Source organism: Ruegeria sp. C6 (assembly GCF_056537625.1).
Genome location: NZ_JBQFRW010000001.1, coordinates 294131 through 310132 on the forward strand (window position 1 = coordinate 294131; position 16002 = coordinate 310132).

Annotated in this window: 13 protein-coding genes; 6 read left to right on the forward strand and 7 right to left on the reverse strand. The window is 57.4% G+C overall.

From position 1 onward, the window contains the following. Positions 1–5: 5 nt before the first annotated feature. The 3 genes from ACR0MJ_RS01435 to ACR0MJ_RS01445 all read right to left on the reverse strand — a co-directional run bounded on the left by ACR0MJ_RS01435 (position 6) and on the right by ACR0MJ_RS01445 (position 3787). Complete coding sequence (locus ACR0MJ_RS01435) at positions 6–986, reverse strand: ABC transporter permease (RefSeq protein WP_170397109.1); 981 nt, start codon at positions 984–986, stop codon at positions 6–8. Continuing rightward, positions 979–1986: an ABC transporter permease gene (locus ACR0MJ_RS01440; RefSeq protein WP_170397107.1), complete on the reverse strand. Its 1008-nt coding sequence runs from the start codon at positions 1984–1986 to the stop codon at positions 979–981. Before ACR0MJ_RS01440 ends, ACR0MJ_RS01435 begins: the two co-directional genes overlap by 8 nt. 94 nt (positions 1987–2080) lie before the next feature. After that, positions 2081–3787: a peptide ABC transporter substrate-binding protein gene (locus ACR0MJ_RS01445; RefSeq protein WP_170397105.1), complete on the reverse strand. Its 1707-nt coding sequence runs from the start codon at positions 3785–3787 to the stop codon at positions 2081–2083. A gap of 285 nt (positions 3788–4072) precedes the next feature. On the opposite strand from ACR0MJ_RS01445, the gene ACR0MJ_RS01450 reads away from it, so the two are divergent. Genes ACR0MJ_RS01450 through ACR0MJ_RS01470 form a run of 5 tightly spaced genes read left to right on the forward strand, consistent with a single transcriptional unit; the run spans position 4073 to position 10613 of the window. Further along, positions 4073–5893 carry an ABC transporter ATP-binding protein gene (locus ACR0MJ_RS01450; RefSeq protein WP_170511545.1) on the forward strand — a complete coding sequence of 607 codons (1821 nt, stop codon included), beginning with the start codon at positions 4073–4075 and terminating at the stop codon, positions 5891–5893. A 5-nt stretch (positions 5894–5898) separates the two neighbouring features. Beyond that, positions 5899–7065: an acetylornithine deacetylase gene (argE, locus tag ACR0MJ_RS01455; RefSeq protein WP_170397101.1), complete on the forward strand. Its 1167-nt coding sequence runs from the start codon at positions 5899–5901 to the stop codon at positions 7063–7065. 22 nt (positions 7066–7087) lie between these two features. After that, the gene (locus ACR0MJ_RS01460; protein WP_170424149.1) at positions 7088–8254 is read left to right on the forward strand and encodes a M20 aminoacylase family protein; all 1167 of its coding nucleotides are present in this window, start codon (positions 7088–7090) and stop codon (positions 8252–8254) included. 14 nt (positions 8255–8268) lie between these two features. Continuing rightward, positions 8269–9432, forward strand: a complete 1164-nt coding sequence (locus ACR0MJ_RS01465) for a M20 aminoacylase family protein (protein WP_480705463.1) — start codon at positions 8269–8271, stop codon at positions 9430–9432. Positions 9433–9449: 17 nt separating this feature from the next. Continuing rightward, entirely contained in the window at positions 9450–10613 is a 1164-nt protein-coding gene (locus ACR0MJ_RS01470) for a M20 aminoacylase family protein (protein WP_170404069.1), read from the forward strand. A gap of 74 nt (positions 10614–10687) precedes the next feature. On the opposite strand, the gene ACR0MJ_RS01475 is transcribed toward ACR0MJ_RS01470, so the two are convergent. Continuing rightward, complete coding sequence (locus ACR0MJ_RS01475) at positions 10688–11986, reverse strand: 3-deoxy-D-manno-octulosonic acid transferase (protein WP_480758632.1); 1299 nt, start codon at positions 11984–11986, stop codon at positions 10688–10690. 1 nt (position 11987) lies between these two features. After that, complete coding sequence (gene moaA / locus ACR0MJ_RS01480; protein WP_170404063.1) at positions 11988–12995, reverse strand: GTP 3',8-cyclase MoaA; 1008 nt, start codon at positions 12993–12995, stop codon at positions 11988–11990. A gap of 91 nt (positions 12996–13086) precedes the next feature. On the opposite strand from moaA, the gene ACR0MJ_RS01485 reads away from it, so the two are divergent. Next, on the forward strand, positions 13087–13500 hold the full coding sequence (locus ACR0MJ_RS01485; RefSeq protein WP_170635381.1) for a hypothetical protein: 414 nt from the start codon (positions 13087–13089) through the stop codon (positions 13498–13500). Here the strand turns inward: ACR0MJ_RS01485 and ACR0MJ_RS01490 are convergent. Together ACR0MJ_RS01490 and glmS are read right to left on the reverse strand one after the other, a co-directional pair. Continuing rightward, a complete protein-coding gene (locus ACR0MJ_RS01490; RefSeq protein WP_480758636.1) occupies positions 13488–14171 on the reverse strand; it encodes a DNA alkylation repair protein in 684 nt (227 codons plus the stop codon). The genes ACR0MJ_RS01485 and ACR0MJ_RS01490 overlap by 13 nt on opposite strands. A 6-nt stretch (positions 14172–14177) precedes the next feature. After that, on the reverse strand, positions 14178–16001 hold the full coding sequence (gene glmS / locus ACR0MJ_RS01495) for a glutamine--fructose-6-phosphate transaminase (isomerizing) (RefSeq protein WP_170511558.1): 1824 nt from the start codon (positions 15999–16001) through the stop codon (positions 14178–14180). Position 16002: the final 1 nt, after the last annotated feature.

The window sequence follows — 16002 nt, forward strand, 5'->3', positions numbered from 1 at the left end:
TTCGCTTATCGTCCGCGAATACGTGGATCCAGCGCATCGCGCAGGCCGTCACCCAGATAATTTACACTGAGGACGGTTAGTGAGATCGCCAGTCCGGGCCAGAACACGCGCTCGGGGTATTGCTGCAGATAGTCGACGCCATCGAAGAGCAGCCGACCCCATGTCGGGAAGTCCGGCGGAAATCCGAGGCCGAGGAAGGAAAGCGCGCTTTCGGTGATGATCGCAGTTGCAATCCCCAGCGTGGCCGACACCATGATCGGAGACAGAACATTCGGCAGGATGTGCCGGGTGATGATCTGGCCATTGCTGGTGCCGATGGACCGGGCGGCCAGAACGAACTCACGCTCTTTGATCGCCAGCACATCGCCGCGCACGATCCGCGCTGTGGGCATCCATGAGGTGATGCCGATGGCGCAGACGATCAGGATGAAGATTCCACGTTCTAACCCGAAGGCAGCAGATAGCGGCTCGCGGAAGAGCAGCATCATGACCAGCAGCAGCGGTAGCAACGGCAAGGCCAAGAACAGATCCGTCAGGCGCATCAGTGGGCCATCCAGCCGTTTGAAAAACCCGGCCAGAACACCGATGAACGAGCCCAGAAACAGCGCCAACAGCATCGCGGTGATGCCGACTGACACCGATGTCTGACCGCCTGACATCATGCGAGCTAGGATATCGCGGCCCAACTGGTCGGTGCCAAAGGGATGCGCCCAACTGGGGCCCTGATTGCGCGAACGGATGTCGATCTGAGTGGGGTCGATGCTCCATAAGTATGGTCCCAGATAGACGCCTGCGACGATGAAGATGAACAGAATCGCTCCGATCATCGCGCCTTTGTGGGTCTTGAACTGATCCCAGACATCGCGCCATTGGCTCCGTGGTGGGGTGGCCAGTTCTTCCATCACATCGGTGGTTGGCAGCGCTGTCGAGGCGGGCGCAAGCCCTTCGTCCGGGACCAGTGTATCGGTACGATCATGATCAGTCATAACGAATCCTCGGGTCCAGAATGCCATAGAGAACGTCGGCGATCAGATTGAACAGGACGATCAGCACGGCAAATATGAAGGTCAGGGTTTGGACCATCGGCAAGTCATTGGCCTGAATAGCCCCGATCAGCAACTGGCCGATGCCGTTCACTTTGAACACCTGCTCGGTAATGATCGCTCCGCCGAAGATGGCCGGAATACCCAGCGCGATAACGGTGACCACAGGGATCATCGAGTTGCGCAGGACGTGGACCATGACGACCGTGTATTCGCTGAGGCCCTTGGCGCGGGCGGTGCGGACATAATCCTGATTAAGGTTGTCCAGCATTGAGGCGCGCATGAATCGGCTGAGCTGCGCGGTGATCTGCAGCGCCAGAACCATTACCGGCATGATCATCTGTTTGAGCTGTACAACAAAGCTGTCCCAGCTATTGACCACATGGGTAGTGTCATAGATCGACGGGAACCACCCAAGCTGGACTGAGAAGATCACGATCACCAATACGCCCGAGAAGAACGGCGGTACCGAGAAGCCGACCATCGACACGAATGTGCCCATTTGGTCGAACCAGGAATACTGCCGGTAAGCCGAATAGATACCGATGGGCAGAGCGATCAGGATGGCGACCACATAAGCGGTGCCAACAACCCACAGGGTCTGCGGGATGCGCTGAACGACGATGTCCATGACGGGTGAGCGGGTCTGCCACGAAATCACGCGCAGGTCACCTTCGGAGAAGGTTGTACCAAAGATCGAGTCGACCAGTACCTGCGGTTCGATCCAGAAGAACTGCACGATCCATTTCCAGAACCGGATATGCATCGGCTGACCGAGGCCCAGTGCCTCGCGCATCTTTTCTTTGACTTCGGGGGGGACGGTAAGTGGAACCTGCGCCATCGGATCGCCGGGTGCGAGTTCGAGGAGCAGGAAGATGACGAGGCTGATGAACAGTAGCGTGGGAACGGCCAGCACCAGTCGTCTGATGGTAAAGTTGAGCATTAAGAGGCGCCTTTATATGCGTCTTCTTGTTGGAGTGGTCTGCAAATGACCGCGCCCCGATATGGGTCGGGGCGCGGTTTTGCAAGATTAACGCTTAGGAACCGGTCTTGCGGTACCAGTCCGCAATGTTCCACAGCTCGCTGTCCCAAACGTTCAGGACAACGCCACCCAGCGTATTGGCGTGTGCCGACAGACGACCACGGTGCACCAGCGGGATCATTCCGCCATTTTCAACCATGATGTCGTTCAGCTGACGCGCGATCTGCGCGCGCTCATCCGCACCTGCGGTTTCGGCCAGTTTGCCATGCAGCTTGTCGAACTCTTCGTTGCAGAAACGGCTGATGTTCTCGCCCTGCCACTGGCTTTCAGGCTTGGGTGCCTTGTCGCACAGGCCGTTGCCCAGATAGGACTGCGGGTCAGTGCCGTTGAAGGTGTTGGCATACATTTCAACGTCGGCATAGAACTTCTGGAAGGTGTCAGGCGAACCCGGATCACCACCAAAGAAGACCGAAGCATTGATGTTGCGCAGCTCAGTTTCGATACCGATTTGGCTCCACCATTCTTTGATCAGCGCCTGGAAGTCCTGGCGAACTGCGTTGGTAGAAGTCTGGTAGACAATCTTCAGCGGTACACCGTCTTTTTCACGGATGCCATCGCCATCGGAATCAACGATACCCGCGTCATCCAGAAGCTTCTTGGCACCTTCGATATCTTGAGTATCGCAGCTGAATGTGTCGGAATTCACCGCGGCAGGCGCAGGTACCCAGTTGCAGGTAACCTTACCGGCCTGACCGTAGCCGATTTCAACCAGCAGCGGCCGGTCGATGGCCAGCGACATGGCCTTGTAAACAGCAGGGTCCTGCAGGAACGGGTGCGGATGCGTTGCAGTCGAACGCTCGCCCTCCGGCAGATCTGGCGACGGGTTGGTCTGGTTCAGCATGATGCGTTCCACCAGCGGGCCGAAGCCTGCGACCGGAGTACCTTTGCCGCCTTCCTGCATCTGCGCGATCACTTCAGGCGCAAGCTGCAAGTTCCAGGCATAGTCAAATTCGCCGGTTTCCATGACCGCACGACCAGCAGCAGTTGCATCGCCACCGCCTTTGAATGTCACCGTTGCGAACGCAGGCTTTGCCGGGTCACGGTAGTTATCATTGGCCTTGAAAGTGATCACGTCATTTGGCTTGAACTCGGTGACAACAAACGGGCCTGTGCCGATCGGGTTAAAGTTCTGCTCGGTGCATTCGGGCGCTTTGGCTCCCATGCAATCCGCGAACTGTGCCGCCTGGATGATCGGGCTCTCACCACCCACGAACGGGCCGTAAGGGAACGGGGTCGGCGCATCGAATGTGACTTTGACGGTCAGATCATCGACAGCTTCGACATTGGTGACACCTTCAAATTTGGTCACCTGCGCACAACCGCCTTCTGGGTCCATGCAATAGTTTGCAGTGAACACTACATCAGCGGAGGTGAAAGGTGTGCCGTCTGACCAGGTGATTCCCGGCGCGATTTTCCAAGTGATCGAGGTCAGGTCTTCGCTGACGCCACCATTTGCAACTGTCGGAATTTCGGATGCCAGGAACGGAACCATTTCGCCATCTTGATTGTACCGGGCGAGCGGCTCAATCACTAGCGACGCGGATTCCACATCCTTGGTGCCACCCGAAAGGAACGGGTTCAGGATCGATGGGGCTTGCCAGTAAATGATGCTGACATTGCCGTCCGATCCACGCTCGGCCATGGCCATCGGGGCCATTGCCGTGCTTGCAATCGCACCAAGCAAAAGGGTTTTGATTTTCATCATACACTCCATGTTGGACACATACGTGTCTCGATTATCTCCGCGATGCCCGCGGGTTAGGCGTGGCCGTCAAAAGGGATAAGGATTTGGAATCAAACGGAAACGATTGTATCGCCTTCGTGTATTCAGACCTCTCCCCAGAACGGTTACGCGGCGTATCGAAACAGAGTTTTGGAAAATTGCAAGCCTTGCCTTGCGAAATTTGACCTATCGGTTTGACTTTTCACATCTGCCCGCCTTAGCGTTTGGCACCCAATCCGAAAAGCCGCCAAGGGGAGAGCGCGCGTGCTGGATCAGCCAATTGCCCAGATCAAAAAACTGCGGGTCGAATTTCAAACTAAAGATGGCCCAGTGGTGGGCGTCGAGGACGTCTCGTTCGAGGTCAACCCAGGCGAAACCGTCTGTATCGTGGGCGAATCGGGGTCGGGCAAATCAGTCTCATCTCTATCGCTGATGCGCTTGGTCGAGTTCGGCGGCGGTGAAATTGCTGGCGGGCAACTGCTTTTCGATCGCCGCGGCGGCGAGGAAATGGATCTGTCCCACGCCGATCAAGATCTGATGAAGCAGATTCGCGGAAATGAGATCGGAATGATCTTTCAGGAGCCGATGACGGCCTTGAACCCGGTTTTCACCGTCGGACGGCAGCTCACCGAAGGATTGCGAATCCACAAGGACATGAACAAAGCGCAGGCCGAAGAGCGAGCGCTGGAACTATTGCGTCAGGTGCGCATCCCTGAGCCCGAGCGACGTTTGAAGCAATATCCGCATGAACTGTCCGGTGGCATGCGCCAGCGTGTGGTGATCGCCATGGCCATGGCGTGTGAGCCTCGCCTGCTGATTGCGGACGAGCCCACCACCGCGCTGGATGTGACCATCCAGGCCGAGATTCTGGCGCTGATGGACCGCCTCAAACGCGAGACCGGAACGGCGGTGATGTTTATCACCCATGACATGGCTGTGGTCGCGCAGATGGCGGACCGCGTGGTGGTTATGTTCCGCGGCAACAAGGTCGAGGAAGGCACCGTCAAAGAAATCTTCGAAAACCCGCAGCACGATTACACCAAGGCGTTGCTGGCGGCGGTTCCGAAATTGGGCGAGATGCAGGGTAAAGCCGCGCCCGAGCCAATGAAACTGCTGGGTGAGGAAGGCCAGAAGATCGCTCCGATCCCGGGTACGAACGAAGTGTTGCTGACGGTCAAGAACCTGACCACGCGATTTGCGGTGAAAGGCGGATTGCTGCGCCGGACCATCTCGAACGTGCATGCAGTCGAAGATGTCTCGTTCACGCTGAACCGGGGGCAGACGCTCAGCCTCGTTGGCGAATCTGGGTGTGGCAAGTCGTCGGCAGGGCGCTCGATCCTGCGATTGGTGGAGCCGATGGCGGGTGAGGTTGATCTGGACGGTGTCGACATCATGAAGCTGGACCAGGCCGGCCTGCGCAAAGCGCGGCTGGACATGCAGATGATCTTTCAGGATCCGTTCGCCTCGCTGAACCCGCAGATGCAATTGGTTGATCAGGTCGCCGAACCGATGCGGAACTATGGGGTTGCGTCGGGGTCAGAACTGCAGGACCGCGTGGCGCAACTGTTCGACAAAGTGCAACTGCCGCGCAGCTTCATGCGCCGCTTCCCACATGAGATGTCGGGTGGTCAGCGGCAACGGATTGCGATTGCGCGAGCACTGGCGCTGAATCCCAAGCTAATCATCGCGGATGAGGCCGTTTCGGCGCTGGACGTCTCGGTTCAGGCGCAGGTGCTGAACCTGATGATGGAGCTGCAGTCCGAGCTTGGCCTCAGCTATCTGTTCATCAGCCATGACATGGCGGTGGTCGAGAGGGTCAGTCACCATGTCGGTGTGATGTATCTGGGCCGCATTGTCGAACTGGGCCCGCGTGCTCGGGTTTTTGAGAACCCACAGCACCCTTATACGCAGGCACTGATGAAGGCGGTACCAATTGCCGACCCGAACAAGCGCAAGTCGGAAAAAGACCTGAACTTCAAACCTATTCCGTCCCCGATTCATCCCATCGGCTACAAACCAGAGCCATCTGAATACAATGAGGTTGAACCGGGCCATTTTGTTTTGACCACTGACAGCGGATATTGACCCTCATGGCTGAGCGCCTGTCTCCGCTAGAGATCATGACTAAGCTGATCTCATTCCCGACTGTCAGTCGCGATACGAATTTACCGCTGGTGGATTGGGTCGAGGCGTATCTGCAAAGCCACGGGATCGAACCGCATCGTTGGCCTGATCCGGATCAGCCGCATAAGGCGGCTCTGTTCGCGCATGTCGGCCCGTGGGAAGAGGGCGCGATTGTCCTATCAGGTCACACTGATGTTGTTCCCATCGATGGCCAGCCTTGGGACACCGATCCATTTGTCGTGACCGAGAAAGATGGCAAGTATTTCGGGCGTGGCACCTGCGACATGAAGGGCTTTGACGCGCTGGCGATCTGGGCCTTGGTCGAGGCGCATCACGCTGACACCAAACGCCCCCTGCAACTGGCGTTGAGCTTTGATGAAGAGGTTGGCTGCACCGGCGCGCCGCCGATGATCGCCCACATGCAGGAGGTTCTGCCCAAAGGATCAGCCGTGATTGTGGGCGAGCCGTCGATGATGCAGGCCGTCACCGGCCATAAGGGCGGGTTTGGCTTTGACACGCATGTGGTGGGGTTCGAAGTTCACAGCTCAATCATGCACACAGGCGTCAATGCGATCATGGAGGCCGCGCCGCTGATCAATTGGGCCAATGATCGGAACGCCGAGAATATGGCGGCGCAACCTTCAGACATTGCGTCAGTGTTCGATCCGCCTTGGACTACCTGCCATGTTGGTATGATCGAAGGCGGAACCGCGCATAATATCACTGCCAAAGACTGTCGCTTCATGATGGATTTCCGCACCGTTCCGGACGATGAAAAATCGGTCTGGCAGAAGGCCTATTTCGATAAGGTTCGTGAAGTCGAGGCGCGGATGCAAGCGGTTCATCCCGACGCCCGGATCGAGCTGTCCGAGCATTTTTCGATCCCAGGTCTTGTGCCTGAAGAAGATGGCGAGGCTGAGACGCTGGTGCGCGCGCTCACCGGTGACAATGCGACACATGTGGTAAGCTATGGCACCGAGGCGGGGCAGTTTCAGGAAGCTGGTTATTCCGCTGTTATCTGCGGCCCAGGTGATATCGCGCAGGCCCATCAGCCGAATGAGTTCATTACGATTTCTCAATTCAACGCAGGTCAAAAATTTATGGAGCGTCTGGTAAAGAGGCTCTGCGAATAACATCTCAAAGGAGAGGTTAAAGATGCCCGTCAAGAACCGGCTCGCCGAAATGCATGGCGAGATCACCAAATGGCGTCGTCACCTGCATATGCATCCCGAGCTGATGTATGATGTTGAGGAAACGGCAGGGTTTGTGGTCGACCGACTGAAGGAGTTCGGTGTGGATGAGATCACGCCCGGCATCGGCAAGACTGGCGTGGTTGCCGTCATCAAGGGACGTCAGGATACGCTAGGCCGTGTTATCGGGCTGCGTGCCGACATGGATGCGCTGCCCATAGAAGAGGCGACGGGACTGGACTATGCTTCGACCGTTTCTGGTAAGATGCATGCCTGTGGTCATGACGGTCATACCTCGATGCTGTTGGGCGCCGCGCAGTATCTGGCCGAGACGAGGAATTTTGACGGTACCGTTGTGTTGATTTTCCAGCCTGCCGAAGAAGGCGGGGCAGGTGGTCTGGCCATGTGTCAGGACGGGCTGATGGAGCGCTGGGGTATTCAAGAAGTCTATGGCATGCACAACATGCCGGGAATGCCGGTTGGTGAGTTTGCCATTCGACCAGGCGCATTGCTGGCTTCTTCGGATGAATTCGAAATTGTTGTAACGGGTAAAGGCGGTCATGCTGCCGCCCCGCATGAGGCGGTAGATACAACGCTGATTGCGTCGCACATTGTTGTAGCTTTGCAATCAGTGGTGTCGCGTACCGTGGACCCTATCAAAAGGGTGGTGCTGACCGTCGGGACTTTTGAAACCGATAGTGTGGCCTCGAATGTGATTGCCCATACGGTGCGGTTGCGGGGAACTGTTCGTACACTTGACCCAGAATATCGAAAGGTCGCTGAAGAACGCGTGCGCAGGATCGCCGAGGACACTGCCTCGGCCTTTGGAGCTTCGGCTAAGATGACGTGGACACCGGGCTATCCGGTGACGGTGAATTCGGACGATGAAACCATCTATGCTGCTGAGGCCGCGCAGGCCGTGGCAGGCAAGGTCAATGACAGCACCGATCCAATCATGCCGTCAGAAGATTTTGCTTACATGCTTGAAGAACGGCCCGGAGCCTACATCTTTATCGGAAACGGGGACACGGCCATGTGCCATCACCCGGAATACAACTTCGACGACGACGCCATTCCCGCCGGTTGCAGCTGGTTTGCCGAGCTGGTGGAACGACGATTACCCGTCGCCTGATTTGGGAGGATCAGATGCCAATCAAGAACCGACTTGCCGAAATGCACGAAGAAATCACCGGTTGGCGGCGGGATATTCATCAACACCCTGAGATCCTCTATGACACCCACCGCACCAGCGCCTTGGTGGCTGAAAAGCTGAAAGAGTTCGGTTGCGATGAGGTTGTGACGGGCATTGGCCGCACCGGAGTTGTTGGCGTCATCAAGGGCAAGACCGACACGCAGGGTCGAGTGATTGGCCTGCGTGCGGATATGGACGCGCTGCCGATGCAGGAGCAGACGGGCCTTGATTATGCCTCGAAAACCGATGGCGCCATGCATGCCTGTGGCCATGATGGCCATACGGCGATGGTGTTGGGCGCGGCGAAATACTTGTCTGAGACGCGGAACTTCGACGGCACGGCCATTGTGATTTTCCAACCAGCGGAAGAAGGTGGCAATGGGGCCGAGGCGATGTGCAAGGACGGTCTGATGGATCGGTTCGGCATTCAGGAAGTCTATGCCATGCACAATGTGCCAGGTGTGCCGACGGGGCAGTTTGCGATCCGGTCTGGCCCGCTGCTGGCGGCTGCGGATGAGTTCGACATTCATCTGGAAGGCCGGGGCGGCCACGCGGCGAAACCGCATGAAACAATTGATACTACAGTGATGTTGTCGCAACTGATCGTGGCACTTCAGACCATCGTGTCGCGTAACGCGGACCCTATTTTACAAGCGGTTCTGTCTGTGACTTCGGTCGAGACCTCATCCAAAGCGTTCAATGTGATCCCTCAATCGGCGCAGGTGCGCGGTACTGTACGAACGCATTCGAACGAAATGCGCGACCTGATCGAGACGCGGCTGACCGAGGTGGCTGAGGGTATTGCTGAAACCTTCGGTGGCACTGTCAAAGTCTCATACACGCGTGGAGTTCCGGTGACGATCAACGCCGAAGAACAGACGGAATTTGCCGCTGAGGCCGCCATTTCCGTAGGTGGCAGCTGTGATGAGGCGCCGATGGTGATGGGGGGCGAGGATTTCTCGTTCATGCTGGAAGAACGCCCCGGGGCCTTCATCGTGCTGGGCAATGGCGACAGCGCCGGGCTGCACCACCCTGAATACAATTTCAACGATGAGATCATCCCGATGGGATGCTCATGGTTTGCCGAAATGGTCGAGCGCCGGATGCCGGCGGCTTGAATTAGGAGAGAGAAGACATGCCAGTTAAGAACCGCTTTGCCGAATTGCAGGCCGAAATCACCGAATGGCGACGGGATATTCATGAAAACCCCGAGATTCTGTTTGAAACCCACCGCACCAGTGCTTTGGTCGCGGACAAACTGAAAGAGTTCGGCTGCGACGAGGTCGTTACCGGGATCGGTCGCACCGGGGTTGTCGGTGTGATCAAGGGCAAATCAGACTCGAGTGGCAAAGTCATCGGTCTGCGTGCCGATATGGATGCGCTGCCGATTCACGAGGCGACGGGGTTGAATTACGCCTCGAAAACCGATGGGGCGATGCATGCTTGTGGCCATGATGGACATACGGCGATGCTGCTCGGGGCGGCGAAATACCTTTCGGAAACGCGTAATTTTGACGGTACTGTAGTGGTGATCTTCCAGCCCGCTGAAGAAGGTGGCGGCGGTGGTCGCGAAATGTGCGAAGACGGCATGATGGCGCGCTGGAACATTCAGGAAGTCTACGGCATGCACAACTGGCCGGGCCGTCCGGTCGGCAGTTTCTCTATCCGTCCGGGTTCGTTCTTTGCCGCGACCGATCAGTTCGACATCACCTTTGAAGGTCGCGGTGGCCACGCCGCGAAACCGCAGGAGACCGTGGATACGACCGTGATGACCGCGCAGGCCGTGTTGGCGTTGCAGACGATTGCCTCGCGCAATGCCGACCCGATCGATCAGGTCGTGGTGTCTGTGACATCGTTCGAGACATCCTCGAAGGCGTTCAATGTCATTCCTCAAACAGTGCAGATCAAAGGCACCGTACGCACCATGAGCAAAGAGATGCGCGATCTTGCCGAGAAACGGATCAACGAGATTTGCGCAGGAGTTGCAGCGACCTTTGGTGGCACGGCGGATGTGACCTATATTCGTGGCTATCCGGTGATGGTGAACAGTGACGAGCAGACCGATTTCGCGGCCGAGGTGGCGAAATCGGTCTCGGGCAGCTGTGACGAGGCGCCCCTTGTCATGGGGGGTGAGGATTTTGCCTTTATGCTCGAAGAGCGTCCGGGGGCTTATATTCTGGTGGGCAATGGCGATACGGCCATGGTTCATCATCCCGAGTATAATTTCAACGACGAGGCCATTCCTGCCGGGTGTAGTTGGTGGGCCGAGATTGTTGAGCAGCGGATGCCTGCTGCTTGATCGGAAGGGTGGGGGCTCTGCCCCCACACCCCCGAGGTATTTTTAGCCAGATGACGAGGGATCGGTGTGTTTTGTCAGCCGAGAGACAGGCGGGAGCAGAGCGTTTCGATCACCGCATCCAAAGCCGAACTCTGTGTTTTCACGCAGGCATCGGCTGCCATTCGAGCGGTGTGCAGTTCGGCTTTGTCCGACAGCCAGAGGGTGACAGCATCTGACAATGCGTTGGCCGAGTTGATCCGGACGGCGCCGCCTGTTTTGATGAGCGGCTCAAATGTCTCGGCAAAATTGAAATAACCAGGGCCGGTGATCACCGCAGCCCCCGCCTGAACCGGTTCGAACGGGTTGTGGCCGCCGATCTCTTTCAGCGACCCCCCCAGGAAAACAATGGGGCAGAGGACGTACCAGGTTCCGGTTTCACCCAATGTATCCGCGACATAGACCTGTATGTCTGATGTTATCTGTTGATCAGCGCTGCGTCGTGCATGCGAAAGACCAGCATCACTCACCAATTTAGCAACGTCGTCTCCACGCTCCGGATGGCGAGGGATCAGCAGCAATAGCAGGTCGGGCCAGCGCTGTAGCAACGCTTTGTGGGCTGCCAGAACCGTTTCTTCTTCCCCTGCATGGGTCGAACTGGCAATCCATATCGGGCGACCATCTATCTGCGCTTGGGTTTCGGTCAGGACATCCTGATTTACGGGCAGCGGGTCAGACATGGCCTTGAGGTTGGTGCCGGGCTGTACGCGATTCGCGTCGGCACCAATTGCGATCAGATTAGCGGCGGTTTTGTCGTTCTGGGTCAGAAATACCTTGAAATGATCCAGAATGAAGCGCGCCGTGTTCGGGCGCTTGTTCCAACTATCCACTGATTTGTCAGATAGCCGGGCATTCAAGAGCGCCAGTGGCGTGCCGCGATTTGCGGCCTCTACGATCAGCCGGGGCCAGATTTCACTTTCTACAAAGATGCCTGCATCGGGTTTCCAGTGGTCCAGAAACTCGCGCACCGGAGCGGCGCTGTCCAATGGCGGATACTGGTGGCGCGTCCGGGCAGGCAAGCGCTTAGCAATCAACGTCGCCGAGGTCGGGGTGCCTGAGGTGATGAGAAACTCAGCATTCGGCAGGCGCTGCCCCAGACGGTTGATCAGGCTTAGAACCGACAGGCTTTCACCCACACTGGCCGCGTGAAACCAGATCAGCTGCCCATCTGGGCGCGGCAAACTGGCATGGCCAAGCCGTTCTTGCTGGCGGCTTTCGGGAACACCCGCAGCGTGCAGTTTGTTGCGTACTTTTCGCCAAATCAGGGGTTCGGCAATAGATATGAGACCGCAGTACAGTTTGTACAGCAGCGTTGGCTGCGCGGGTGTGCCGGGCATCTCAGCCGCCCGTATGACTCATGTGGCGGCTCATCTGACCGTCGACGGCTTGCCGGGAATAGTCGAAATCATGGCCCTTGGGCTTGAGGTTGATGGCTGCACGGATCGCGTCTTCCAACGGTTTCTCGGTATCGGGATGATCGCGCAGGGGTGCGCGCAGATCAGCCATATCTTCCTGGCCAAGGCACATGTAGATCTCACCAGTGCAGGTCAGGCGCACGCGGTTGCAGCTTTCGCAGAAGTTATGGCTGAGTGGCGTTATGAAACCGATCTTTTGACCGGTCTCTTCAAGCCTGACATACCGCGCCGGACCACCTGTCCGTTCGGCCAGATCAGTGACCGTATAGTGGTTCTGGTATTCCTTGCGGACGTCCTTGAGCGACCAATACTGATCCAGCCGGTCTTCGTTGCCTATGTCGCCCATGGGCATCACCTCGATCCAGGTCAGATCCATATCACGTTCGGCACACCATTCGGTGATCTTGGGTAGCTCGGGCTCGTTGAACCCTTTCAGAGCGACAGCGTTGATCTTGATCCGCAGGCCAGCCTTTTGTGCTGCGTCAATGCCGTTCAGCACCTGTTTCAGGCGGCCCCATCGGGTGACCTTGGCAAATTTGTCTTCATCCAGCGTATCGAGCGATACATTCACGCGCCGCACGCCCGCTGCGTAAAGATCATCCGCAAATCGGTGCAATTGTGATCCGTTGGTTGTCAGCGTCAACTCCTTCAGGGCGCCGCTGTCCAGATGTCGGGTCATGCTGTTGAAGAATGACATGATGTTTCGCCTAACCAGAGGTTCGCCCCCGGTGATGCGCAATTTCTCGACGCCCAAATTGACGAAAGTCGTGCACATACGATCCAACTCTTCCAGAGTCAGAAGGTCTTTCTTGGGAAGAAACTTCATATCTTCGGACATGCAGTAGACGCAGCGGAAATCGCAGCGATCCGTAACGGAGACGCGAAGATAGGTGATGGCGCGGGCAAACGGGTCTATAAGCGGAGCTGTCATGGCTCATAGGTAAAGCGGAGGCATGTTCGCGGCAAGTGCCATCTGCGTTTTGGACTGGTACAGTTAGGCGCAGCGCTCTAGGTTTTGTGTTATGAAATATGTTTTGGTTTTAGCTTTTAGCCTCGTTGCCGGTTGCGATGCCGTTCGGTCCACGACGGATCGGGTGTTCGGAAGTTCATCCAACGAGACGGCGGCTGAACCCGTTACAGCAGAGGCGACGGAGGTAACTCCTGAACCTGTGGCTGCCGCAGGGTGGTCTGGCGCCAAAACGACCGTTGCCGGGCTGGGCGATCCCAACACACCGGGGCGCTGGTTGCAGACGCCTCTGGTGCAAACTGAAATCAACGGCCGCGTGGTTGTGCCGCGCACGGGTGCGCAGGCCTATGTCACGCTTGTTCCCGCACCAGGCCCCGAAGGCGGTGGCGGACGGCTGTCGCTTGAAGCCATGCGCGCGTTGTTGGTGCCATATGACGAGTTGGTGGAACTGGAAGTTTATTCCGACTGAGCGCGCAGGTATTTCCCAGCCTCTTTGCGGGCAAAGGGTTTCATGTTTGCGCCGTGCGTTTCCAGAAACGCGACTACGCGCTCTGGATCATGCTTTGACAATTCGCGCAGCCACCATGCGATGGCCTTCTGGATAAACCATTCCCGATCGAGGACATACGTAGCAGCCCAGCCGAGTATACGGTCGCGGCATGCCAGGTCTTCCGTTTTGGGATGATTCTGTTTGGTCCAGGGCAGGGTGGCGACCAGCGCGGCGCGTTTGGTCCACATGTGGCCCGACGTGGTCCAGCGTTCGACCTGATCCAGCCGGGTTGGATCAGCCGACAGGCGCTTTTGCATCGCCATACAGGCATGATCGGCCACTGCCCAGGCGTCAAAATCCGGTAGCCAGCTTTGCAGCAGGTCCCACATCGCGTCATCCGGTCGGATACGGGCTTGGGTCAGCAGCTTTGCTGCCGCGACCCGCGCTTCATGAATGTTGGTCTGCCATAAGCCATCGGCGACAGCGATGCGGTCGATGACTTCAAGTTCGCGCCGCCAAGCCTTGGTCAGATCATTCAAAACCGGGTTCGGAACGCCCAGATAGGTGCGGTCTACCTTATGGTAAGCCGCCACCTGTTCTGCGCGTTCGGGATCGGCATGGGCTTTGATCTGATCCAGATAGGCTTGCATGCCCGATCACTCAACCGTGACGGATTTTGCCAGATTACGGGGCTGATCAACATCTGTGCCTTTGGCCACCGCCGTGTGGTAGGCTAGCAATTGCGCGGGCACCGAATAGAGAATCGGGGCAAGGCTGGTGTGCACATGTGGCATACGGATCGTACTCCAAACTCCATCTTCTGCCTCAGCGATTCCATCATCGTCGGAGACGAGGATAACCTTGCCCTTGCGCGCCATCACCTCCTGCATGTTCGAAACTGTCTTGTCGAAAACTGCGTCGCGCGGTGCCATGACAACAACCGGCATATGCTTGTCGATCAAGGCGATGGGGCCGTGCTTCAACTCACCCGAGGCATAGCCTTCGGCGTGGATATAGCTGATTTCCTTGAGTTTCAGCGCGCCTTCCATCGCCAGCGGGTACATGAGGCCACGGCCCAGGAACAGCACGTCGCGCGCTTCGGACAGGCGTTGGGCGGATTGGCGAATAGCGTCGTTCTGATCCAGCGCAGCATTCAGAACAGTCGGCAAACCGCGAAGGGCGGCCGCGTGATCGGCGATCTCTTCATCGCTAAGCGTGCCTCGATCTGCAGCGGCCTTAAGGGCAAGCATGAGCAACACGCTAAGCTGGCAGGTGAACGCCTTGGTCGAGGCAACACCGATCTCAACACCCGCATGGATCGGCAACGCCACATCGCTTTCGCGCGCAATCGAGCTTTCCGCGACATTCACGACCGAGACAATCTTGTCCGCCTTGCCCTCGCAATAGCGCAGGGCAGCAAGCGTGTCGGCGGTTTCGCCCGACTGGCTTACAAACAGCGCCAACGTCCGGTCCGAGATCGGAGGTTCGCGATAGCGGAACTCGCTGGCGATATCGACTTCAACCGGCATCTTGGCCAGCTGTTCGAACCAGTATTTTGCCGTCAGGCAAGCATAGAATGCCGTGCCGCAGGCCACCATGGTCAGACGGTCCAGCTTGGTGAAATCCAGACCGTCGCCGGGCAATACAACCTGATCGCCTCCGGTCGGAAGATACGAGCGGATGGCTTCGGCCACCACAACAGGCTGCTCGGCAATTTCCTTGGCCATATAATGCTTGTGGCCGCCTTTGTCGGCACGGGTCTGATCGATTTGAATTTGCCGAATTTCGCGGTTGGCAAGCTCTCCCGATTCGGTTCGAATCTCAAGCGAAGTGCGGGTCAGAACCGCCCGATCGCCTTCCTCAAGATAGGTGATGCGATCCGTCAGGGGGGCCAGCGCGATCGCATCAGACCCAACAAACATCTCACCATCGCCGTGACCAATTGCAAGGGGCGAGCCCTTGCGCGCCGCAACAATCAGGTCTTCTTGACCGTCGAACAGAAAGGCGAGCGCAAATGCACCTTTGAGTCGATCAATGGTTTTAAACGCGGCGTCGACCGGAGACAGCCCTTCGGACATGTAGCGTTCCGTCATCAGGGCGACGGTTTCAGTGTCGGTATCCGTCACGAAACCGACCCCATTCTCGGCCAGTTCGGCCCGCAGTTCACGATAGTTTTCAACGATGCCGTTGTGCACTACGGCGACAGGCCCGGCCTTGTGCGGATGTGCATTGTTAACCGATGGGGCACCATGGGTGGCCCAGCGTGTGTGACCGATACCGGATTTACCTGGAAGGGGGTTATGAACCAGAAGGTCGCTTAGGTTCACCAACTTGCCGACAGCCCTCCGACGGCCCAATGCTCCATCGTTCACAGTCGCGATACCGGCGCTGTCATAACCGCGATACTCAAGCCGCTTCAGTGCTTCGACCAGGATAGGGGCAGCTTCGTGACTGCCCAGAACACCAACAATTCCACACATA

Bases quoted from the DNA above. Each gene is read 5' to 3' on its own strand.
- argE (WP_170397101.1), top strand. From the start codon at position 5,899: ATGGCTGAGCGCCTGTCTCCGCTAGAGATCATGACTAAGCTGATCTCA.
- ACR0MJ_RS01440 (WP_170397107.1), bottom strand. From the start codon at position 1,986: ATGCTCAACTTTACCATCAGACGACTGGTGCTGGCCGTTCCCACGCTA.
- moaA (WP_170404063.1), bottom strand. From the start codon at position 12,995: ATGACAGCTCCGCTTATAGACCCGTTTGCCCGCGCCATCACCTATCTT.
- ACR0MJ_RS01485 (WP_170635381.1), top strand. From the start codon at position 13,087: ATGAAATATGTTTTGGTTTTAGCTTTTAGCCTCGTTGCCGGTTGCGAT.
- ACR0MJ_RS01490 (WP_480758636.1), bottom strand. From the start codon at position 14,171: ATGCAAGCCTATCTGGATCAGATCAAAGCCCATGCCGATCCCGAACGC.
- ACR0MJ_RS01435 (WP_170397109.1), bottom strand. From the start codon at position 986: ATGACTGATCATGATCGTACCGATACACTGGTCCCGGACGAAGGGCTT.
- glmS (WP_170511558.1), bottom strand. From the start codon at position 16,001: ATGTGTGGAATTGTTGGTGTTCTGGGCAGTCACGAAGCTGCCCCTATC.
- ACR0MJ_RS01445 (WP_170397105.1), bottom strand. From the start codon at position 3,787: ATGAAAATCAAAACCCTTTTGCTTGGTGCGATTGCAAGCACGGCAATG.
- ACR0MJ_RS01460 (WP_170424149.1), top strand. From the start codon at position 7,088: ATGCCCGTCAAGAACCGGCTCGCCGAAATGCATGGCGAGATCACCAAA.
- ACR0MJ_RS01475 (WP_480758632.1), bottom strand. From the start codon at position 11,986: ATGCCCGGCACACCCGCGCAGCCAACGCTGCTGTACAAACTGTACTGC.
- ACR0MJ_RS01470 (WP_170404069.1), top strand. From the start codon at position 9,450: ATGCCAGTTAAGAACCGCTTTGCCGAATTGCAGGCCGAAATCACCGAA.
- ACR0MJ_RS01465 (WP_480705463.1), top strand. From the start codon at position 8,269: ATGCCAATCAAGAACCGACTTGCCGAAATGCACGAAGAAATCACCGGT.